The sequence below is a fragment of the Mesorhizobium sp. NPDC059025 genome, assembly GCF_042739655.1.
Classification (GTDB): domain Bacteria; phylum Pseudomonadota; class Alphaproteobacteria; order Rhizobiales; family Rhizobiaceae; genus Mesorhizobium.
Genome location: NZ_JBHYIM010000003.1, coordinates 243,728 through 265,050, shown reverse-complemented (window position 1 = coordinate 265,050; position 21,323 = coordinate 243,728). Strand labels below are relative to the sequence as shown.

22 protein-coding genes are annotated in these 21,323 nt (G+C 61.2%); 1 reads left to right on the top strand and 21 read right to left on the bottom strand.

Annotated features, from left to right (window positions below):
• Nucleotides 1-137: 137 nt before the first annotated feature.
• From ACFWYE_RS09255 to ACFWYE_RS09200, 12 genes are all read right to left on the bottom strand, one after another.
• Complete coding sequence (locus ACFWYE_RS09255; RefSeq protein ID WP_379068124.1) at nt 138-1,124, bottom strand: helix-turn-helix domain-containing protein; 987 nt, start codon at nt 1,122-1,124, stop codon at nt 138-140.
• A 191-nt stretch (nt 1,125-1,315) separates the two neighbouring features.
• Nucleotides 1,316-1,777 carry a DoxX family protein gene (locus tag ACFWYE_RS09250; protein WP_379110921.1) on the bottom strand — a complete coding sequence of 154 codons (462 nt, stop codon included), beginning with the start codon at nt 1,775-1,777 and terminating at the stop codon, nt 1,316-1,318.
• A 47-nt stretch (nt 1,778-1,824) separates the two neighbouring features.
• Nucleotides 1,825-2,283 (bottom strand): tetratricopeptide repeat protein, encoded by a 459-nt coding sequence (locus ACFWYE_RS09245; RefSeq protein ID WP_379110919.1) that lies wholly within the window; start codon nt 2,281-2,283, stop codon nt 1,825-1,827.
• A 24-nt stretch (nt 2,284-2,307) separates the two neighbouring features.
• On the bottom strand, nt 2,308-3,282 hold the full coding sequence (locus tag ACFWYE_RS09240; RefSeq protein ID WP_379110917.1) for an MBL fold metallo-hydrolase: 975 nt from the start codon (nt 3,280-3,282) through the stop codon (nt 2,308-2,310).
• Between the two features lie 199 nt (nt 3,283-3,481).
• Nucleotides 3,482-3,712, bottom strand: coding sequence for a DUF680 domain-containing protein (locus ACFWYE_RS09235; RefSeq protein WP_379110916.1), 231 nt, complete (start codon nt 3,710-3,712; stop codon nt 3,482-3,484).
• 246 nt (nt 3,713-3,958) lie between these two features.
• Nucleotides 3,959-4,813, bottom strand: a complete 855-nt coding sequence (locus tag ACFWYE_RS09230; protein WP_379110914.1) for an anti-sigma factor family protein — start codon at nt 4,811-4,813, stop codon at nt 3,959-3,961.
• Nucleotides 4,810-5,349: a sigma-70 family RNA polymerase sigma factor gene (locus ACFWYE_RS09225; protein WP_379111394.1), complete on the bottom strand. Its 540-nt coding sequence runs from the start codon at nt 5,347-5,349 to the stop codon at nt 4,810-4,812. Before ACFWYE_RS09225 ends, ACFWYE_RS09230 begins: the two co-directional genes overlap by 4 nt.
• Nucleotides 5,350-5,608: 259 nt before the next feature.
• Entirely contained in the window at nt 5,609-7,264 is a 1,656-nt protein-coding gene (locus ACFWYE_RS09220) for an alkaline phosphatase family protein (RefSeq protein WP_379110913.1), read from the bottom strand.
• A 3-nt stretch (nt 7,265-7,267) separates the two neighbouring features.
• Entirely contained in the window at nt 7,268-8,038 is a 771-nt protein-coding gene (locus ACFWYE_RS09215; RefSeq protein ID WP_379110912.1) for an ABC transporter permease, read from the bottom strand.
• The gene (locus tag ACFWYE_RS09210; RefSeq protein WP_379110910.1) at nt 8,035-8,823 is read right to left on the bottom strand and encodes an ABC transporter permease; all 789 of its coding nucleotides are present in this window, start codon (nt 8,821-8,823) and stop codon (nt 8,035-8,037) included. Before ACFWYE_RS09210 ends, ACFWYE_RS09215 begins: the two co-directional genes overlap by 4 nt.
• A gap of 2 nt (nt 8,824-8,825) precedes the next feature.
• Nucleotides 8,826-9,614 carry an ABC transporter ATP-binding protein gene (locus ACFWYE_RS09205; RefSeq protein WP_379111392.1) on the bottom strand — a complete coding sequence of 263 codons (789 nt, stop codon included), beginning with the start codon at nt 9,612-9,614 and terminating at the stop codon, nt 8,826-8,828.
• A gap of 42 nt (nt 9,615-9,656) precedes the next feature.
• Nucleotides 9,657-10,643, bottom strand: a complete 987-nt coding sequence (locus ACFWYE_RS09200; protein ID WP_379110909.1) for an ABC transporter substrate-binding protein — start codon at nt 10,641-10,643, stop codon at nt 9,657-9,659.
• On the opposite strand from ACFWYE_RS09200, the gene ACFWYE_RS09195 reads away from it, so the two are divergent.
• Nucleotides 10,642-11,226 carry a MarR family winged helix-turn-helix transcriptional regulator gene (locus tag ACFWYE_RS09195; RefSeq protein WP_379110907.1) on the top strand — a complete coding sequence of 195 codons (585 nt, stop codon included), beginning with the start codon at nt 10,642-10,644 and terminating at the stop codon, nt 11,224-11,226. The two genes, ACFWYE_RS09200 and ACFWYE_RS09195, sit on opposite strands and share 2 nt — an antisense overlap.
• 52 nt (nt 11,227-11,278) lie before the next feature.
• Here ACFWYE_RS09195 and ACFWYE_RS09190 read toward each other — a convergent pair whose 3' ends face one another.
• From ACFWYE_RS09190 to ACFWYE_RS09150, 9 genes are all read right to left on the bottom strand, one after another.
• Complete coding sequence (locus tag ACFWYE_RS09190; RefSeq protein ID WP_379110906.1) at nt 11,279-12,736, bottom strand: APC family permease; 1,458 nt, start codon at nt 12,734-12,736, stop codon at nt 11,279-11,281.
• A 1-nt stretch (nt 12,737) separates the two neighbouring features.
• On the bottom strand, nt 12,738-13,928 hold the full coding sequence (locus ACFWYE_RS09185; RefSeq protein ID WP_379110905.1) for a LysR substrate-binding domain-containing protein: 1,191 nt from the start codon (nt 13,926-13,928) through the stop codon (nt 12,738-12,740).
• A 5-nt stretch (nt 13,929-13,933) separates the two neighbouring features.
• Nucleotides 13,934-15,274 carry a glutamine synthetase family protein gene (locus ACFWYE_RS09180; RefSeq protein ID WP_379110903.1) on the bottom strand — a complete coding sequence of 447 codons (1,341 nt, stop codon included), beginning with the start codon at nt 15,272-15,274 and terminating at the stop codon, nt 13,934-13,936.
• The gene (locus ACFWYE_RS09175) at nt 15,264-15,953 is read right to left on the bottom strand and encodes a TetR/AcrR family transcriptional regulator (protein ID WP_379068060.1); all 690 of its coding nucleotides are present in this window, start codon (nt 15,951-15,953) and stop codon (nt 15,264-15,266) included. The genes ACFWYE_RS09180 and ACFWYE_RS09175 overlap by 11 nt, the downstream gene beginning before the upstream one ends.
• Entirely contained in the window at nt 15,950-17,242 is a 1,293-nt protein-coding gene (locus ACFWYE_RS09170; protein ID WP_379110902.1) for an alpha/beta fold hydrolase, read from the bottom strand. The genes ACFWYE_RS09175 and ACFWYE_RS09170 overlap by 4 nt, the downstream gene beginning before the upstream one ends.
• Nucleotides 17,243-17,247: 5 nt before the next feature.
• Nucleotides 17,248-18,561, bottom strand: a complete 1,314-nt coding sequence (locus ACFWYE_RS09165) for an acyl-CoA dehydrogenase family protein (protein WP_379110900.1) — start codon at nt 18,559-18,561, stop codon at nt 17,248-17,250.
• Nucleotides 18,562-18,583: 22 nt separating this feature from the next.
• Nucleotides 18,584-19,636, bottom strand: coding sequence for a peptidase M29 (locus ACFWYE_RS09160; RefSeq protein ID WP_379068052.1), 1,053 nt, complete (start codon nt 19,634-19,636; stop codon nt 18,584-18,586).
• A gap of 99 nt (nt 19,637-19,735) precedes the next feature.
• A complete protein-coding gene (locus tag ACFWYE_RS09155) occupies nt 19,736-20,389 on the bottom strand; it encodes a flavin reductase family protein (RefSeq protein WP_379068049.1) in 654 nt (217 codons plus the stop codon).
• A complete protein-coding gene (locus ACFWYE_RS09150; protein ID WP_379068046.1) occupies nt 20,389-21,318 on the bottom strand; it encodes a carbon-nitrogen hydrolase family protein in 930 nt (309 codons plus the stop codon). Before ACFWYE_RS09150 ends, ACFWYE_RS09155 begins: the two co-directional genes overlap by 1 nt.
• Nucleotides 21,319-21,323 lie beyond the last annotated feature (5 nt).

Below are 21,323 nucleotides of genomic sequence, written 5' to 3'. Positions count from 1 at the left end.
ACGGCCAACGCTTCCGCGCCTTCCCGTCACCTTGAAAAACTTGCATGAAAATCAAGCATGTACGCCATTCCGCAACGGCTCAAGAAGTCGTTCGGCGCTTGGTCGAAGCAAGCCGTGGCAAAGATATCGGACGGGCGCTAATGCACCCCTTTTCTGTGCGGCGTCGATCTCAGAAGTTCGCTCGGAGCACAGGCGAACAGTTCCTTGAAGCACCGGTTGAAATAGGAGAGATCATTGAAGCCAGCAGAATAGGCCACATCCGCGATGGTCTGCGTGCCGTGCTGATAGTGCAACTGCTTGATCCTTTCATGCGCGAAACGCAGGCGTTTGTCGCGAATGAAGGTGGTGCAGGTCATGCCCAGGTCGCGGAAATGCAGTTGCAGCACCCGCATCGACACGCCGACGCGCTTCGCCAGCCACTGCGCCGAAAGATATGGGCTGGTCAGGTGCTGGTCGATCAAGACATCGATCATCTGTAATCGCCTCGACGCCAGGTCGCTGAGCGAATCGAACGATAGGGAATTGTGTCCGTCGGAAACGAAAGCCTGCCGGGTCGCATCGAGCATCAACTGGCGCAGGTTCGCCGCGTGGACATCGCTCTCGGGTGTCGACAGCACCTTGGCCAGCAGTGCCCGCAACGTGACGGCCATCGGATCGGCGGCTTCCAGCGTCTGCGCCACGTCGAGCTTGTCGCCACCATGGAAATAGATGAGCTGCCTGGGCAGGTTGAGCGAGAGGTGGTTGCTGAACTTGCCTCCGAAATGGAACGTCGTCGGCTTCGTGGAATCGACCAGGATACAGTCACCCACATTCAAGGCGCTATGCCGGCCATTGTGTTCCACGCCACAGGAGCCTTCGAGCTGAACGAGCAGGAAAAGCTGCTCGATGGCATCCCGCCGGACATCATCCCAATCGTGATCGACACGGTCGAGGTCGTTCGAAATATGCGAAAACTCCATGCCACAGGCATTGATGCGCCGGGCTTCGCCACGAATGTCGAGGCTCGTATCCATGGCACGGGGGCGGAAACTGCCGCAGGTGTAATGGAGATCGTCGACCCAGCGGCTGAAAGGCGTCCGTATCCGGTCCTTGTGAAGCAAACCTACTGAGCTCAACAGTTCCAACGCCGCCTCACGCCGATGCCGACAGATAACTTATCATGTTAAGTAACAGATATTGAAACGCCCAACAAGAACGGACCTTTGCCGGTGCTCGCCCCCAAGCCGCCTCACGTCAGCAAACGCGCCCGCCGCAACAGCGACGTCAAGTTTTCACGAGCGGTGCGCGAAATGCTCGCCAAAAGCGCAAGGCGATCTTAACGGCTAGGTCCGCGAGATGATGGCAAGATCCACATGCGTCCCATCAGCATATGCGGAACCAACATATCCAGGGAAAACCGACCGGCGCCCGCGATTGTAAGCGTGAACATGCCGCCTGCGATGGCGAGATCCTTTTCGAAATGCAGCAATTCATTGTGGTTGGCGAAGTTCGTGTGAAACAACGCCGCCGTGGCGACGCAGAAAAGGCCGAGTGAGACTGCACCGAGGCGTGTGAGGAAACCCAGCCCCAGGGACAAGCCTGCCGCGATCTGAAGCGCGATGGTCGCGACGACGAGCGGAACACCGATCCCGAGCTGCGCCATTGCTTTCACCGTGCCATCGAAATGCAGGGCCAGGGCAACCCCCTCATGCACGAAGATCAGGGCGAGCAGCAGACGGCCTGCCAGCAGAACGAAATCCGACAGATGAACACTCCAGCTGTTTGGTACCACCGGCATGGCCAACTCCATCCAGGATGAAAAGGGCAGGCACTTCCGCGCCTACCTCATTTGGTTACCTTGGTCTGGATCGCCTGCTGCAGGTCTTCCAGTTCCTCGCAGCCAGTCGGACAGAGCTTCTGCAGCGAGGCCAACTGTTCCCTGGCCTTCGCCATGTCACCTGTTTCGACATAGAGTTCGCCAAGATACTCCCGCGCCGCCTTGTGATCAGGCTTCAGTTCGAGCGCCTTGTTGTAATAGGTTAGCGCAGTGCTGTAGTCGCCCGTCTTGCGCAGCGTGAAGCCGAGCAGATTGTAGACATCGGGCTGCTGCGTATCCTGGGCGAGATCGCGCAGTTCCGCCAGCGCGCCCTGATAGTCCTTCGCATCGATCTTCGCCCTGACGGCGGTCAGGTCCGGGGCATCCGTCGATTCAATGTCGTCGACGGCGTAGGCTGGCGGAAGCATCAGCCCGCTGGCGGCTGCCATCAGGCAGATGGCGCCCAGCATTCCGAGAAACTTGGTCATTGTCTTGCTCTCTTCGGTTTGTGGTCAGCTCTGGACGGTCGGCGTGAAGCCATAGGCGTTGCCGTCCTTGACGAAGGATCCGGTCCCCGGGAACGGGAAATGGGAGCCGCTGATCCTGATCTTGTCGGCTATCACCCGGTCGATGAGCTTGTGGCGGGTGGCGATCGCAGTCGGGCCGTCCTGATCATAACTGCCTTGCCATTCCGGATGCGGAGCAAGCAGCGCAGGCACGTACATGGTGTCGGCTGAAACAAGGAACTGCTCATCATCCAAGCCAACCAGGAACACCGAATGGCCAGGCGTATGTCCCGGAGCAGCGATCAGTTGTATCCCCGGAGCGACTTCCGCTCCGTCCTCGACCAGCTTCCAGTTCTTCCATTTCGGGAAATTCTCGGCGATGCGCTTCCCGGCGGGCTTGCGACCCGCGGGCAGTTGCTCGACGCGTCCAGGATCCGTCCACCACTTGTATTCTTTGGCATTGACGATCAGCTCGGCATTCGGGAACACCGGGTCATTGCTCCCCTTTTCCATCAGCCCCCAGACATGGTCCGGATGGAAATGCGAGATCATGATGGTATCGATCGCCTTATAGTCGATGCCGGCGGCAGCCATGTTGGCCGGCAGATGGGTGGCATTCGCCTGCCACTGGCCGACGCCCGATCCCGCATCCATCATGATCAGCTTGTCGCCGATCCTGAGCACGACGACGGTGAGCGGGATCGGCATGAAATCGGTCGGCAGGCCGGCTTTTGCCAATGCCGCCTTGGTATCGTCGACCGATGCATTGGCGATGAAAGCCGGATCGTGCGGCTTGCGCCAGATACCATCATAGATGGCCGTGACCTCAAGCGATCCGACCTTGTAGCGGTAGAAGCCAACAGTCGGCTCTACCGGGGCGGCAGCCGACGCGGGAGCGATGAATTCGAGTTTTCCGGCAACTCCGAAAGCCGCGGCAGCAGCCGCGGATCCGAGCACCAAGCGACGTGTCATGTTGAACATCGTGATCTCTCTTGTCTGATGCGACGATTTGAAAGCGGTCGGGTGTTTCATTCACCCTGATGACAAGACCTGCCGCCGTCTGGATTTATTCCCGCCGCCGAAATCTTTTTCAGGCGACCCGCGAAAGGCTTGCTCCACTCAAGGGAAGAGTTGTTCGAGGAGCGGAATTTCGACCGCTCCTCGAACGGACGGCGATCAATCAATTGCCCCAGAGATCGTGACCGAAGTCCATCGCGTCGACCTTGGCCTTGCCGGGGGCGCCGGTCTTGATGCTGACGTCGACGTTCTGCCGGGGTTTAGGGACCGAAGCAGTCGTCGAGTGATCGACTGCAGTCGTCGGCATGCTGCCGGCGTTGTAGTGGTCGCTGCCCGCAAAGGCAGCGCTTGAGGCAACAACGATGCCAAGCGTGGTGAGAACAATCCTGATCATGTCACTATTCCTTGACCTGATTTTGACGCGGGCCTTTCCGGCGCCGCTACAGACAAGACCTTGATTGCCCTGATTTTATTCCCGCGTTTTGATCTCTTTCCTTGGATTGGTGCCCTGTCTCTGGAGTTGCGTGCCGGGCATCAACGCGATCATGCGAAATCGGCCCGCAAGCCGCTGCTCGCACGGCCGTCACCCATGAACGTCATCCCTATTTGCTCGGCTTTGCTGCCGTAGGCGAGCACCGGATCAGATCGCAGCCGCAGCCCGAAAACGGGTGACGAATTCATCGAGCACGGATCGTTCCATGTCGGTGATTGCCCAATAGGCGAAAGCGCGGTCGCTCCAGCTCACCATTGAAAAACCGTCCGCCGAACGGTCGACCGGGTTGCTCGCCGCGCCACCATTCCGGGGCTGAGCAACAAGCGTGATCAGATGTTCGTTGTGGCGGTAGACCAGCGCAGGAATGGGTTGTCCATCAACAACCTCCACCCGGCCACCAACAAGCGCAAATCCCTCCTTGACAAGGTCGGGGGCCGGCGGCGACATGCCAAGCCGGCCATCAAGCCACGGTTTGACCGTATGCCGGTCTGACGAGACGACATCGACCGGATTGGCAGCCAGCAGGCTGCGGCGATGACCACTCGCCACGGCTGCGGCGAAATCATCCGAGCCACCTGTCATTGCCCATTGCGTAGCACCGCTCGCCACCACCGCGGTGATGGCGATCGATGCGGCCAGGGCACGCCAGTCGAAAGTCGCGGAACGTGCTGACCATCCCCGATGCCGTCGCTCAGTTCCGGATTGAGACGACTGCGTGCGGAAAGGCAGCACGGACGTCTGCGCCACCTGCTCGGTATCGGCACTTCCGATAGCCTGAATGCGAGCCAGAAAGGCCTGTGTCGGTTGCGTTTTTGGCAGACTGCCCATCGCCATGCGCAAAGCCGTGATGCGTGCATGCTCCGCGGCAAGTTCAGGGTCGGCAGCGATGCGCCTCTCCATCGCCAGCGCCATGGCCGCATCGAGCTCCCCATCGATCAGCGCGTGGACCATCATCTTCATTTCCGCCTTGTCCTCAGGCAATCCATCTTTGTGCGCAGTCATCGCGCTCTCCCAAGGTCAGACATCAACTGGCCGCGCGCACGCGCCAGCCGAGACATCACGGTGCCGATCGGCACGTCGAGCATGGCGGCAATGTCGCGATAGCTCAGGCCGTTGATGTCACGCAGCACGAGCGTTTCGCGAAACGGTTCCGGCAGGGCCGCAATCGCAATCTCCAGCGCCGCCAGATCGGCTTTGGCGATCAGTTTGGCTTCCGGACTATCATCGTCTGGAGACTGCTCCCGATGTCCCGCGCTCATGTCGTCGAGATCGTTCAAGTCGCCAACCGCGACGATGCCACGAGGACGGTTGCGGGCCAGCCATGTGTAGGAGGCGTTGCGCACGATCGCCAAAAGCCAGGCCCTCGCGTTTCCGCCGGCATAACCGCCGATCCCCGCATAGGCCTTCATGCAGGCGTCCTGCACGACATCCTCGGCATCGGCAGCACTGCCCGTGAGCCACCGCGCCAGGGCAAGGGCGTCGCCGAGATGGGGCATGACCACCTGGCTGAATCGCGCTTGCGCCTCACCGTTCAACATGGCGACATCACACGCATCCCTCGCGACCTTCCAGCGTTCGCGCAGAAACATGAAGCGGATCGACCATAGTCCTATTTGGGCAGAAAAGCCCCTGGCACCCGCCAGGTCGAAAACGAGGGCACAAATCGGGGGCAAGACTGCTGCGGCGCATGAGAGCCTTCCTGTCGCGCGGATCATCCATGCAGAAGACCGCACGACAGGACAGATTATTCCCGACATAGGACTATTTTTGTCGGTAGCAGCCGGCGTGAGCGACAGCTCAGCGATTCTGGCGTTTCAGCCATTGGTTTCGAGCCTCGTGCTCGCTTGCGAGTTCGGCTTCGTCCCAATAGCCGATCAGTATCCCCGGCACGATGGCGGGATCGAAATGGCGCAGCTTGTCGTCGTCGCCTGTGAGCCATCGATCTTCGACGGTGATGCGGTTCTTCGGCGTCACGAGCCAGTGGAACAGGGCTCCCCGCAAGGTCGCGACGACATCCGCGAATTCTGTTTTCCGGCCCAGATCGCTGAGCTCGTGCGGATCATTCGCGCGATCGAACAGCATCGGCGGCACACCTTCGCCGTGGATCAGCTTGTAGCGCCCGTCCGTGATCATGAAGAGGCGGCAGTCGCTGAGCGGGAGGTTGAGCTTCAACCTCGCCAGGTCGGCGCCATAGTCATATTCGCTGATCGCGTAGCGCCGCCAGTTGTCCGGCTTTGGCCCATGCAGCAATGGCGCCAGGGACCTTCCCTCCAGGATGTGGGATTTCTGTCTGCCGCCGAAATGATCGAGGAAGGTCGGCGCCAGGTCGATCATCTCCACCAGCGCTTCAGAGGTCGTGCCGCGGGTGCTGTCGGCCTCCCTGGACGGATCGTAGACAATCATCGGCACTTTGACCGAAACGTCGTGGAACATGTACTTCTCGCCGAGCCAATGGTCACCGAGATAATCGCCATGATCCGATGTGAAGACGATCATCGTGTTTTCGAACAGGCCGCGCTCCTCCATGAAGGCGAACAGATGACCAAGCTGATCGTCGATCTGCTTGATCAGCGCCATGTAGCAGGGGATCACCTTCTCCCTGACCTCGTCGCGGGAGAAGTTTCGAGAATAACGTTCCTGTTGGAATGCCTCATAGACCGGATTTGGCGCGACGCGCTCGGCTTCACTGCGGACCGCAGGTTGCACGTCGCCCTTGTCGTACATGGCATGGTAAGGCGCCGGCACGATATAGGGCCAATGCGGCTTGATGTAGGAGAGATGCGCGCACCATGACTGACCCGCGGCTTCCGCCTCCTCGATGAAACGCATTGCGCGACGCGTCATGTAGGGTGTCTCGGAATGCTCCTCCGGGATGCGTGCGGCCTTGTCGGCATGGACCAGCAGCCAGCCATTGAGGTTCTCGCCCTGCTCGCCTTCGCCGGAATTGGCCCAATGCTCCCATGGGTTCTCCGCATCGAACCCCTGCTCCCGCAGATAGGCGTCATAAGTCGGGTCGGGATCGTAGCTGCTCGACGGATGCAGCCCGTCATCCCGCTCATAGGGCTCGAAGCCGCATTCGGAAAGATGGACGCCGATGATGGAATCGGCACTGATGCCGAGACGCTCCATCCCCTCATGGTCTGCCGTCATATGTGTCTTGCCGATGAGCGCGCAGCGGACATCGATCTCACGCAGGTGATCGCCAAGTGTCGGCTCCCCCACGCGCAGCGGAACGCCGTTCTGGGTCGAACCATGCGAACGCATGTAGCGGCCCGTATAAGCGCTCATGCGTGAGGGACCGCAAACTGTCGACTGCACATAGGCGTTGGTGAAACGCACGCCACGGCTGGCGAGACGGTCGATGTTCGGCGTGGCCAGAGTCTTGTGCCCGGCGCAGCTCAGATAGTCGAAGCGCAGCTGGTCGCACATGATGAACAGGACGTTGCGACGCATCGGTCACCTCTCATTGTGCAGGTCTAGGCGGTAGTGCCAAAAGAGCAGACGTCGCTCCAGTCGCTGGACGAGGTCGTTGACGATCAGGCCGACGATGGAAATGAAAGCGATGGCCGCCAATCCATTGGCGATCTGGAAATTCTCCTGCTGCCGCTGCAGGAAGACCCCAATGCCGTTGGTGGCAAGCAGCATTTCGGCCGTGACACTGACCAGCAAAGCCGAGGCAACAGCCAGCCGGACACCCGTGGCGATCATCGGCAGCGACGCCGGCAGGTCGATGAACATCATCGTTTCGAGACGACGCAGGCGCAGGGAGCGTGCCACGAGCGTGGCCATCGGGTGCAGTGTCTTGGACGCCTCATAGGTGTTCATGATCAGCGGAATGCCGGCAGCGTAGGCGATGACCGCGATTTTTGCGGCATCGCCGGTTCCGGCAAAGAGCATCACGATCGGGACAACAGCCGGTGGTGGCAATGTCGCCAGCATGTCCAGGATCGGCTCGAGCAAAGACCCAACCGTCTTCAGGCGACCCAGCAGGATGCCCAGAGGGATCATCACGAGCGCAGCGACCAGGAAGCCGGCGGCGGCACGCATCAAGGTGTAGCCGATCTGCCCGACGATCTGCGGATAAAGCCGCCAGATGGAGACAGCCACCTGCCAAGGACCGGGAAACAACGGTGTGGATGCACGCCACGCCAGCACCTGCCAGGCAAGCAGCAGAACGACAGGCAGCACGAGAGCACTGTAGCCTTGGCGACTGCGTAGAATGCTCATGCCGCCTGCCCCGTCATGCGCAATTGCCAGCCGGCGAATTTCCAGCGCAATCCGTTGACGACCGTGTTCATGATCAGGCCGTTCGCGGCACAGACAAACATCAGCGCGTAGACTTCAGGGATACGAATGGCGAAGGCCTTACGGATGAGCAGGAAACCCAGGCCGTCGTGACCGGCGAGCATCTCGGCAACGACAACCGCGATCAAGCTGATGCTCGACGCATAACGGATACCGGCGAATATTTCGGGCATGGCGGCGGGAAGCTTGATTTGCCGCAGGATCTGCCACCGGCTCAGCCCCAGCATCTGGCCGGTACGGGTTTGAACATCCGACACGCCGGCGAGCGCTGACACGCCGTTGAAATAAGGCGGCCAGACCGTGACCAGGACAACGATGAAGGCATAGAGCTTGGGTCCCAGTCCCAGCATGAACACTGCCATCGGCACGAGGGCTGCGGGTGGAATGGGTTGCACCAGCGCGGCGATGGGCGCGAAGCCGCGACGAAAGGCTGGGAAGAGATCGCCCATAACCGCAAGGCCGATGCCCAGTATCGACGCGGCTGCGACGCCGAGCAGGGCACGCGAGAGCGTGCGCAATTCAGCGGAAACAAGCTCGCCCGACATCATCATGTCGCGAAAGCCGGCGGCGATTGCGACGATGCTGGGGAAGTACTTTTCCGGCACCAGGCCGAGCAAGGCGATGGATTGCCAGACGATGATGACGATCAGGAATGAGATGATGGCGCGGAACCCGGCCAAAATCTCCAGAAGCCGGAAAGACCTCATAGTCAGGCTGCCGTGGCCGCTGCGGCGGTGCGCGATGAGCGGATGCTCGTCATGACGTCGTGGCGTGCTGCAAGAAACCTGTGATCTTCGCGCGTGGTGATCTGGTCGCGCCGCTTGCCGAGGTCGATGGCTATTTCATGGTCGACGATTGTCGGGCGTCGCGTCAGCACCACGACGCGGTCGGCCATGTAGACAGCTTCCTCGACGTCATGCGTCACCAGCAGGCAGGTCTGCTGGAAACGCGCCGCGAGATCGAGGAGGAGGTCCTGCATATCGGCGCGCGTCTGTGCATCGACGGCAGCCAGCGGCTCATCCAGCAACAGGAGTTCGCTTTGCGACGCCAGCCCGCGTGCAATGGCAACCCGTTGCTGCATGCCTCCCGACAACTGCCAGGGATATTTGTCTTCAAAGCCCTGCAGGCCGACTGCTTCCAGCATCTCCTGGGCCTTGTCGCGCTTTTGCGCTGCAGACAGGCCTTCCACCCGCACCATGCCGAAGGCCACATTGTCGCGATTGCTTTTCCAGGGAAAAAGCGAACGCGAATAGTCCTGGAACACCACCGCCACCCCGCGCGGCGGCGCGGTCACGGGCCGCCCATTGAAGGTCACCGTGCCCGAACTCGCCCTCTGCAATCCGGCAAGAGCGAACAGCAAGGTCGTCTTGCCGCATCCAGAAGGGCCGACGATGGAGACGAATTCACCCTTACCGACGGCGAACGAAATACCGCCCAGCACCTGAAGCGCATCCCTGCCCATGCCGTAAGCTTTCACCAGTTGCCTGGCTTCCAACATCACGTCCACAGTTCCCTCCCTTGGCAGCCGCGTTCGCCCCCATCAAGGAGCCATGTTGGAGACCATATCCTTGACCGGAACCTCCTGGGTGAGCATGCCCGCGCGCTTCATGGCATCGAGCAGGACCTGGACCTCAGCCTCGGAAATGGTCAATTCGGGCTTGACCACGGGCAGTTTGAAATCTTTCGCTGCCTCGGGCGTCAGACCGAGGAACTCGGTTGCCGCGGCTTCCATCGCCCCTCTCTCCGCCAGCAGCTTCTGTCGCGTTTCGAAAATGACCTTGCCGAACGTTTTCAGCGTCTCCGGGTTCTTGGCAATGAAGTCGTCGGTAGCGAAAATGACATCGTTCAGCACCGGTTCGCGCTCATCGGCAAGCACGCCCTCTGCGAGAATCTTGACACCGATGGCCTGGTTCTTGGCGATCGAGGAAAAGAAAGGATTGACGGTACATGTCGCGTCGATCGCCCCCTGCTCGAGAGCGGCTTCCTGCTGCGGGAACGGCAGCACGACCAGCTCGACATCTTCCATCTTGAGACCGGCCTTGGCCATATGATCGCTCAGCGTCAGCACGCACAGCGAGCCATTCGCATTGACGGCGACCTTCTTGCCCTTCAGGCCGGCAAGATCTGCGATGGCCGAGGCCTTCGAAGCCACCAGCCAGGAGAATTTCTTGTCCGGGTCGACCTCGTGCCCCAGCGCCATCACCATCTTGACGTTGATGCCGTTGATGCGGGCGTTGATCGGCGGCACTGGCGAAGCGTAGCCGACGTCCGCCGAACCGGATGCGATTGCGGCAACCACGGCAGGCCCGCCCTGGACTTCGGTCAGTTCGACATCCAGCCCTGCCTTGGCGAAGTCTCCGTTCTTTTGCGCGACAAGGATGGGCAGGTCGGAATCTGCGAGCAGGTAGGCAAACCTGAGCTTGACGTTTTCCGCACCAGCCACGCCGATGCTCGCGACCAGGGCAGCCCCGGCAACAAAAACGGCCGCGATCCTGCAGCCGAAGCGTCTTCCGAAAAGTGTCGGCATGCTGTTCTCCTCCATGGGTCCCTTCTTGCGGGGAGCCAGTTTTCGTGGCACATTTTTATTTGATAATATCAAGGATAATTACCTGACAATGTCAACTAATAATGTCGAGCGATATGACGATGAGATGGACGCCACGCCGGCGCCATGGGTTTACCCGCGCGATATCCGCGACCTGTTCTCATATCGGCTGGCGCTGTTGACGAAGGTCAACGATCGCCAGGCCCATGCGATGCTGATGAGCGACTACAAACTGACATTGGGCGAGTGGCGAACGCTGGCCGCGGTTCACTATCTGGACAAACCGTCCGTTCGCGCGGTGGCACACGCGACGCAGCAGGATGAGGCGCAGGTCAGCCGTTACGTAGCCGGCTTGATCAAGCGGGACTTGTTGACAAAGACGACAAGCACCGAAGATCGCCGATCGATCCTTCTGGCGCTTACGACCTCGGCGGAGAAACTCTATACCGAGGTCATGGATTTTGCCTGGAGATTGAACCGCGACATGTTTGTCGACCTCTCCAAGCGAGAACAGCAGACGCTGGTCAAACTCCTCGACAAGCTGTTCCAGTCGATCAATCGCTGAGGGACGCCGACCGGATCTCGTCACCCGGCGGAGCCCCGACAGCGCTGTGATCTCAGTCCCGGTTGAAACCCATGCGGGCGAAGCGAGCCGGATCGGCGCGCTGCAGCCGCAAGGCAAGGATGTAGCCTGCAATTGCAGCGGCTGGGATCAGCGATGGCAGAATGATGCCGAGCGCGCCACCCGTCGTTCCGGTCAGATCGCCGAAATGCAGAAAGATGTAGACAAACAGTCCGGCCATCACCAGGCCCGACACCAGCGGCAGGATGAATGTGGTCAGGGCGGAGCCCTTGTGACCTGTACGGCGGAAAAAGGCGATCACCGCGACCGAGGTCACGGTCATCATCGCCAGCACGCCCAGCGTGCCGACCTGGCTGATCCAGGTGAACATGTTGAGAACCGGATCCAGCCCCAGTCCGGCAAACAGCGCCAGCACGATCAACGCTCCGGCGGTCTGTACCACCGAACCGACATGCGGGCTCTGATGCGTATCGTGCGTCTGGCCGAACACCGCCGGCAACAGGCCTTCGCGGCCCGCCACATAACTGTAGCGCGCGATGTAATTGTGGAAGGCGGAGAGTGCCGCAAACAGGCTGGATACCAGCAGGATGCCGGCAATGGTCGCCACCGGGCCGCCGGCATATTGGCCAGCCAGATCGAAGAAGAAGATGGAAGGATCGGGCAAAGCCTGGATCGTCGGAACAAGCCTGTCGGCGCCGACACCGACGATCAGCAGCCATGTCGTGAAGATGAAGAAGATGCCAATCATCAGCACCGACAGATAGGTCGCCCGCGGTATCGTCTTTTCCGGGTCGCGCGCCTCCTCGGCATAGATCGTCGTCGCCTCGAAACCGATGAAGCAGCCCATGCAAAACAGGATCGCCGCCGTCAGCGAACCCGAGAAGATCGCGTTCTGGTCGAAGAAATTCATTGAGAGCCCATTCGCGCCACCCTTGCCCAGGATGGCGAAGTCGACGATCAGCACCACCAGATATTCCAGCGCCACCACGAAGACGAGGACCTTGGCCGACAGGTCCACTTGCCGGTACCCCAGAAAGCCGACCAGCAGAAGGGCAAGAAGGCTCCACCCCCACCAGGGCAGCATCAGGCCGAACTGCCCGAAGATACCGCTGGCAATGCCACCGAACAGGCCGATCAGTCCAAACTGCATGGCGTTGTAGGCAACGAGCGCGGTGACCGCCACCGCGCCGGCGACACGCCCGCCCAGCCCACGCGCCGCATAGGCATAGAAGGCGCCTGCATTGGTGACATGACGCGACATGGCGACATAGCCGGCGGCAAAAGCCAGCATCACCAGGGTGACGAAGATGAAGGTCGCTGGAACACCTGTGCCGTTCCCCAGCATGAACGCCAGCGGCATCGCTCCGGCGACACCTGTCAACGGAGCCGCCGCAGAAATCACCATGAAGGTGACTGCAATCAGCCCCAGCGAATTCTTGCGGAGCTGATTGCTCCCTCCGCTGTTGATGTCGATAGCCTCTTCCTGAGCCATGTTACCTCTCCCATTTGTCACCGTTTGCCGGCGTTTGTTGTGATGTTCGTCGAAACGACTGCCTGCACTTCGAAATGAAATCCATCGCCGGCCCGCTCCGGTTGTCCACGCGCTTTGCAACAGCGACGACGGCGCCTTCCGGGAAATCCTCGTCGAGCGGTATGGCCCGGAGCTCGGTGCCGTCCGGCGCGGTTTTGTTCTGAGGTTCCTGCGGAACGATCGAGTAGCCCAGGCCCTGCGCTACCAATCCACGCACCATCGCCAGGGAAGGCGACTGCAGCCGGATCTGCGGCTTCAATTGGCTGCGTTCAAAAAAGGCGGTGACGGCGCTTCGGACGGAAGGATAGTCCAGCAGGATCATCGGCAGGCCGGCGACATCGGCCAGCCGCAGGCTGGTCCTTGTTGCAAGCGGATGATCGGCGTTCAGCAGCACGTGAGGCGCCGGAGGACATAGCACTTCGGTTTCAAGTTCCGGCTCGTCGACGGTCCCGAAAGTGATGGCGGCCTCGATCTTGCCGGAGCGCATCTGCTCGACAAGGTCGTCGTGATCCGCCTCCATCAGGCTGAGATCGACAGCCGGCGACTGATTGGCAAAGTCCGCGACGAGGGAAGGCACGAACTCCGGGCCAAGCGTGATGAAGAAGCCGACACGCAGCTGGGTTTCGGGGCTGTGCGTCTGGTGATCGTCAGGCGCGATCGGAACGGCGCGGCGATAGCCCCGATTGGCATAGACAAGCGGCGAGCGTTGCCTGGACAGCTCGATCTGCTCGACCTCGCCGATAAGGATGAAATGCGTGCCCCAGAGCAAGGCGGTCTTCAGTTCGCAGTCCAGCGAGACGATGGCGCCATCGATGATCGGCGCCCCGGTTGCACCTCCATGCCAGGGGATCGCGCTGAACCTGTCATCATTGAGATGCTTGAGACGGCCGGAAAACAGGTCCGAGACAAAACTCTGATTGCCGCTGAGCACATTGGCGCAAAACCGACGGTTCTTTCTGATCGCCTCGCCGGCAGGGCTGAGATGATGGATGCTGACCAAAAGAGATGGCCGTGCCGTGTCTGCCGAGACAGACGTCATCGATGAAACGGTGACGCCGAACCGCCCTGCGTCCCCGTCCGTCGTCACCACGGTGACGGCGGAGGCGACACGGCTCATGCCTTCCAGGAAATGGGCACGCAGGTCCGTATCCATGACGTTCACCCCAGGTCGAAGAAACGTTCCAGCTCCACGTCGGGAATCTTGCGCCGGAACTCGTTGTGCTGGCTTTCGCGCGTCGAGGAAAACGCTTCGACGAAGCGCGTTCCGAACCAGTCCTTGGCAAAGGCGGATCCGCGCAGTCGTTCGATCGCCTCGGGCATGGAGCGTGCAAAATCGCGCGCCGGTTCCTGGCTGTAGCCGTTGCCGATTGTCTCGGGCTCGGGTTCGATCTTTTCCAGGATACCAGCCACGCCCGCGGCGACGGTTGCGGCAACCGTAAGATACGGATTGGTGTCGGCGCCTGGCAGACGGTTCTCGACCCGGAGCGAACCTGTGTCGTGACCGACGATGCGGAAGCAGGTGGTGCGGTTTTCGTAACCCCAGCTCAGGCCGGGCGGCGCGAACGTGCCCGGAGCAAACCGGCGATAGGAGTTGACCGTCGGCTGGAACAGCAGCGTCATGTCGCCGATGTAGGTCTGCAGGCCGCCCAGGAAATGACGGAAGGTCTGCGACACGGCATTCTTCTGGGACGGGTCGTGCAAGACCGACTTCCCGTCGCGATCCTTCAGTGAGACGTGGACATGGATCGACTGGCTGTCGGCCGCTTCGGTCCAGCGCGGCATGAAGGTAACGCATTTGCCCTGCCGCTGTGCCAGAGCGCGCAGGAAGTTCTTCAGCAGCACCAGCTGGTCCGCCGGCTCAAGCCCCTCGCCCGCAGCGATGCAGGCCTCGAGGAAGCCGCCGCCGATTTCCTCATGCATCTTGGCGAGATCAATGCGCAGCGGCTCGCACATCGCAGCCACTGCTTCGTACCATTCCGTCTGTTCAACCTGGTAGAGCACGAGATCGTGGCTGTTGTGATGCGTCGCGGTCCTGAGATTGCGATAGCCCTTGGCGCGCGCACTCTCCGTCGTCTCGTCGAACAGCGTGTATTCGAGCTCCATGCCGTAGCGGGGCACATATCCGGCATCGCCCACGCGATCGAGAACCCGCTTCAGGATTGAACGCGGGCAGAGCTGCGCTGTTTCGCCGGAGTAATTGGACAATACCAGCAGGTCGTGCCCAGGCTTTGACCAAGGCAAACGGCGCGTCGTCGACGTGTCGAGGACAAGCGGATCGTCGTGGAAATCCGAAGTGCCGTCTGTGACCCCAGGGACGAGCTGGATCACGTCGGTCGGATCGAGCGCCAAGGTGACCGGCGACATGCCCATGCCACTTTTTGCGATGCCTTTCAGGCTGCCGGCAGAAACCATCTGTCCGCGCAGAAGGCCATTTGTATCGACCATCGCAACCGTGGCGAACCGGCTGGTCGGATCGGCCAGATATTCATCAACTGTCATGTTCCACCTGCTGCAGGGAATGGGCGCTTTTGAGCGCTTCTAGTGTGGCGACGTCCTCCGCTGGCCGTGTCGAATAGGCCTTCAGGAAGACACGCAAACCGTTGTTTATGTAGCGTTCGATTTCGGCCCGGCTCGGCAGACGATCCGGCATATAGAGGGCCTGGTTTCTGGGTGCCGACAGGATCAGGCCCCAGAGATCCTGCGCTGCCAGTTCCGTATCTTCGAAATCGAGCTGGCCGTGCGCGCGACGGCCCTCGAGATATTCCATGATGCCGCGCAGCAGCCGGTCGGGTCCGGACTCCTGGTAGGCGTGACCGATCTCGGGGAAACGGTGCACTTCGCCGATGATGAGGCGGGCAAGCGACAGCAGATCGGGACGCAGGACCGTATCGGCATAGTCCCACGCGAAGCCCAGCAGATCGGCCACCATGCCGTCGCCGGACGGATGCTGGAAGAACTCCAGCATCAGGTCGCGCTCGCCCAGCAGCATGGCAGAGAACAGCGCCTCCTTGGATTCAAAATACTGATAGAGCGTCGGCTTCGACAGGCCGGCCTGGACGGCGACCGCATCCATGGTTGCGCCCGAATAACCGGTTTCGGAAAACACCTTCAGGGCAGCATCCAGGATGCGACGCTCGCGAATGATCCGGTTTTGCTGACGACGCGGAAGAATGGTCATCTCGGCAGCTTCCCAAGGAATTCCTGCAGGATGTGGTTGTAAGCCGCCGGCTGCTCCACATTGCAGACGTGCCCGGCGTCCATGATGGTTTCGTAGCGCACGTCGGGTGTCGAGGCCCGAGCCAGGATGCGGTGCGCGACACCGCGGATTTCCGCCGGCGGAGCCAGCCGGTCATGTTCGCCGGTCATCATGAGGACGGGCATGCTCAGGCGCGCTAAATCGAACCGCTCCAGCGGGTTCGTGAAACACATGAGCGCGTCGCGATAGGTCGTGGTCGGTATCGCTGCCATGGACTGCAGCAACTGCATCCTGATCGCGTGCGACGCGTTTGGGCCGGCCAGCACCTTCACCACCGATGGTGCAAAGTCCGCCGGCGTCTGGCCGGCATCGATCGGCACCAGCCGGCTGACGCGAAAAGCTTCCCGTTCCTCCACTCCAGCCTCGGACATGCCGGTACAGCCACCGGAGAGCACCAGGCCGGCCAACAGATCCGGATGACGCATGGCAAAGGATGTAGCGATCCAAGAACCGTAGGAAAGGCCGACCAGCACCAACCTGTCCGCACCCAGCATCTCTCGAATATGCAGGATGTCGGTACAATAATCGTCGACGGTGGATTGGTTTGGCCCGAGCGTGCTGTCGCCATATCCGCGCAAATCAAGTGCTGCCGCCGACATGAGGTTTCCGGCAGCAGACAATTGCGGCAGCCAATTGGTACGTCCGCCGCCAATGCCGTGCAGGAACAGGCAAAGAGGCCCCTGTTTTCTTGGTGTGACCGTCAATGCCAGGCGCGGCATCTCGCCGAGGCTCAAACTCTCGCCTTCGATCGACGAAAACGTTGCGCTGGCCTCGGTTTCGCTCCGACGCCCGGCCTGCTTGAAAAGCGCATCGATCCCGGCTTCGAAAATCGGCCTTGTTCCCAGGCAAACCGAGGCGGCACGCTCGGCGTCCGGTGCTTCCACCTCGGCAACCCACTCGATGGTGCTGCCGCCTTCCTCGGCCGATGAGACCGTGAAGCGGGCATCATAACTGTCAATGCCCGCTATCCCGTCCAGATGGCTGTAGGCAAGCGAACGGTCGCTGTCGCTGAGAAAGGTCAGGCGCTCTCGATAAAGCGTGTCCTCGCCATGTGCCGTGAACGCACGAACCAGCGATCCTCGCGCATCGCGCTCGGCGCGGATCGTTGCAACCCCCGGATGCCAATGGCCGCAGAAATCGCGGGCGACAGCCCACACCGCCTCCGGCGAGGCAGGACTGTGACCGATGACCTGGACCTGATCGCGCGCCATGACAGCTACCGGACCGCGCGGGCACCGCTGCCGCTGTCACCCCGCCACAGCGAGGTTCGGGCGCCGCCCTCGTCGCCGGGAGCATGATCGAGCTCATCCATTTCATAGAGGGACAGTACGCCGAGATAATCCTCCATGATTTCGGAGGTGAACGGCAACATCAGCGCGCCGCAACGGCTGTCGCGATACATGCGCTCCAGCGGCAGCGACTTCAGCATCGACTGGCCACCGCATGTGCGGATCGCCATCGAGGTCATCTCGGCGGCGCCTTCCATCACGTTGTACTGGGCGGCATACATGCGCTGCACTTCCGCCTTGTTGGGGAAGCCCTTCGATTCGCTGAAGGCCTGCCACCACAGCGCGCGCATGTTGGCAAGCCGCGCATACATCTTGCCGACGGCGATGCGCTTGGTGGCATACATGCGGCGGTCGACTGGAGGCTGGCCGGGGATCTTGCCCTTTAGGTAGTCCACCATGAAATCGTAGGCGCCCTGCGCCACGCCCATATAGGTGGGCGAGAGCGTGATCATCATGTGCGGCCAGTTGGGCAGCGTCTTGTTGAAGATGCCGCGTGGCATCAACAGATCGTCGGCGCGAACGAAGACGTCCTTCAGGATCAGGTCACGACTGTTGGTGCCGCGCATGCCGAGCGGATCCCAGTCACCCTTGACTGACAGGCCCGGCGTATCCTTGTGGACGACGAACAGCATGGTGTCCTCGTGCCGTGGCTCCTGGCCTTCGAACACCTCGGTGCAGACGATGGTGTAGTAGTCGCAATAGCCGGCAAGCGAAGCGAATTTCTTGAAGCCGTTGATCATCCAGCCGCCATCCACCTTGCGGCACTGGGTCTGGTTGGGCTTCGAGGTCCAGTTCTGGCCACCTTCGGAGATCGGCTGGGAGAAGATCGCCTTCTCGGCGACGGCGCGGCGGAATTGGCGCTCGCGCAGCGGCGCGAAGATCGCCTTCTCCTCAGCCGTCAGGTTCGGCATTTCGAACATGAAACGCGACCATGCCATGGAGGAATTGTGCATGTTGAAGGTCAATGCGGTGGCGCCGCAATATTTGCCGATCTCGGCGCCGACCATGGCATATTCGAACATCGAAAAGCCCCAGCCGCCAAACTCCTCCGGAATGCACAGCCCGAGGAAGCCTTCTTCGGCGAGGTCCCTGTAGTTTTCGACCGGGAACGAAGCATCGTCGTCCACCCCCTTGGCACGACCGGCGAAGCGCTCGCGGCCCAGCTCGTTGACGCGGTTGAGGACCTTCTGGACCTGCGGCCGGATGCGCGACAGGTCGTAATAGTCGGAAATTTCGCTCATTCTCGGTCTTTCTCCAGCGGCGTCAAAGCGCCAGTTCGCCCTGCAGGACGCCGTGCTTGACGACGACCGTTCCGTCGAGCGTGATCGTGCAGTTGCGCATCGGCAGATCGAAATGGCCGAGCGTATAGCGCCCGGCATATTGGTTGGCCCCCGTCGACCAGAGGAACGACCCCGCCAGAGCACGAAACTCGACCGCCTGCATGTCGCGCTTGTCGTACATCGCAGCCGATACCCAGCGCGCGCGCGGATGCATGCCCCAGCCGACATGGCTCATGCCGTAGGCGTTACGGTCTTCCCAGGCTTCCATGTATTCGCGGAAATGGATGGCATCGATGCCGTCGCCTTTGATGGCCGTCACGAAGTCGTTCTCGACCGTGAAGTCGATGCGGCTGGTCAGCGTGCTCTTGAACGTCAGGTTCATGTCGCCGACGTCCATGACGATGCGGCCGTTGACGCTGTTCTGTCCCGGGAAGGCCAGGCAAAGGCCGCCCGGCCAATGCGCGACATCGCCCGGCCTGGTGCCGAAACCAGGCGTACCGCCGCAAGGCGCACCGCGAAGGTCAATGACGAGATCCGTGCCGGCGGCGGAGGTGACGCGCATCTCCTTCGCCTCGCGCAGCATCTGCACGCCCAGGGCCACCTTCGGGCCGAGCTCGGCCATCGGCTCGGTGCGCTCGAGGATTTCAGGATGTTCGTTGCAGACCACCAGCAGGCGCGTATTGCCGGCTTCCTCGATCTCCGGCCATTCCGGAGCGTGGATCAGCCCCTCCACCGTGCAGTCGACGATGACCTCGACGCGCTTCAGCGCTTCGATGACGGCGCGGTTCTGCTGAATGGCCCAGGACGTGCCGGTTGACTTCACCGGAACCGGCGCCGTCTGGCGCGGAGTCGGCATCTGGATCATGCAGTATTCGGCACCGAGATCATGCAGCGCCAGATCCGACAGATGGATCAGCACCGGACGCGACTGCGTTTCGGACAACACGGCCACCCTGGTGCCCGCGCCGATGGCGTTGAGTGCGAAAACCCGCCGGAAGCAGGCAAGCCACTTCCCTTCGATGCGCTCTTGCAGCATCGCGTCCTTCCCATTGATGTATCGCTGTTTTTGCGATTTTCTTTACTTGTCAGTTAAGTTTTATCGGCACGCGCAATTTGTCAATAGGATTTTCGAAAATTATGGCTTGTCCGACAGAATTCCGGCAAAGGCGGCCTGATGGTCACGCCAGGTCGGGCGCACCAGGCTGAAAGTGTCGCGGCTGCGCACATAGTCGCTGCCGTAGGAGCGGGCCACGAGATCGAGTTTCGGAGTGTCGATATGGGCTCGCTCAGGATCGAGCACGAATTCGTCGGCTATGTGCACGGTTCGCACATGGCCGATGACGACAAGCTGCGTCGGCCCCGTTTCGACGGTCGACAGGGAAACGCACTCGAAGGCGACGGGGCTTTCGGCAATGCGGGGCGGGCCTATTCTGTCCGACGGCAGGGTTTGCAGTTCCGCGAGCTTCAATTCCTCGATCCCCGCCGGCGCATCGATCGAGGTGATGTTCATGGCCCGCACGAGCCGCTCGGGCACAAGGTTCACCACGAACTCGCCAGTATCGAGGATGTTGCGGGCCGTGTCCTTGAAGCCCCGGTCGGGGCTGGCAAGGATGCCGAGCGCTATGGTCGGCGGCGCTGACCCCATGACATTGAAAAAGCTATAGGGCGCGGCATTCACGCGCCCTTCGACATCCTGGGTCACCACCCAGGCGATCGGCCGCGGCATGACGGTAGCCGCAAGCAGCTTGTAGGCGTTCTGCGTGCCGACATCCTCGAGGTCGAAACGCATCAGACCTCGCGGACGGCCGGTTTTGCCCGCGTATCGACGACGAGGCTGAAGACATCCGGTCTCGCATAGTGACCCGTGACATCGAAGTCGAACTTGGCACGCATGACTTCGCCAGGATCGATCTCCGCATAAAGGATCGTCTCGCCGGCGAAATCGGGACCCGCAAGCACCTTGCCCAGCGGGCTGATGATGGCGGAGCCGCCCCGCATCATCACCAGACCCGGATCGTCACCCAAAGCGCTCTCATGATCGGGGCCGAACGCCGCGCGCATGATGTACTGACAGGCAGTGAGCACGAAGGTACGCCCCTCCAGGGCGATATGCTGCATGCTCGGCAGCCAGGTGTCGCGGTCGTCCGCGGTGGGTGCACAATAGAGCGTCACGCCCTGGTGGTACATGTGCATGCGCAAGCCAGGCATGTAGTTTTCCCAGCAGATCACCGCGCCGATGGTGCCGATATCGGTGCGAAACACCGGCATGGTGGAGCCATCGCCGAACCCCCAGATCAATCGCTCCCCGGCCGTCGGCATCAGCTTGCGATGCTTGCCGACAAGCCCTCGCTCGCCGTCGAAATAAAGCACTGTGCAATAGAGTGTGGCGCCGTCGCGTTCGATGACGCCGACCACAGCGAAAGCCCCGGTTTCCGCCGCGGCTTCAGCCAGTATCGCCACCTCCTCTCCATCGAGGTCGATCGCACCGGCGTGGTAGTGGGCAAACGCGGCCCGCCCCTCAGGCTTCCTCATGCCGATGGGTGCGCCGAAGCTTGCTCCCTTGGGATAGCCTCCGACCAGTGCTTCAGGGAAGACGACGAGCTTCGCTCCGTTCGCCGCCGCTTCGCGCAAGCGCCCAGCCGCGGCTTCAGCGGTCGCGCGGGCATTGTCCGGCACGGAGGCCATCTGAACGACAGCCGCTTTGAATGTCTGGGTCATGGACT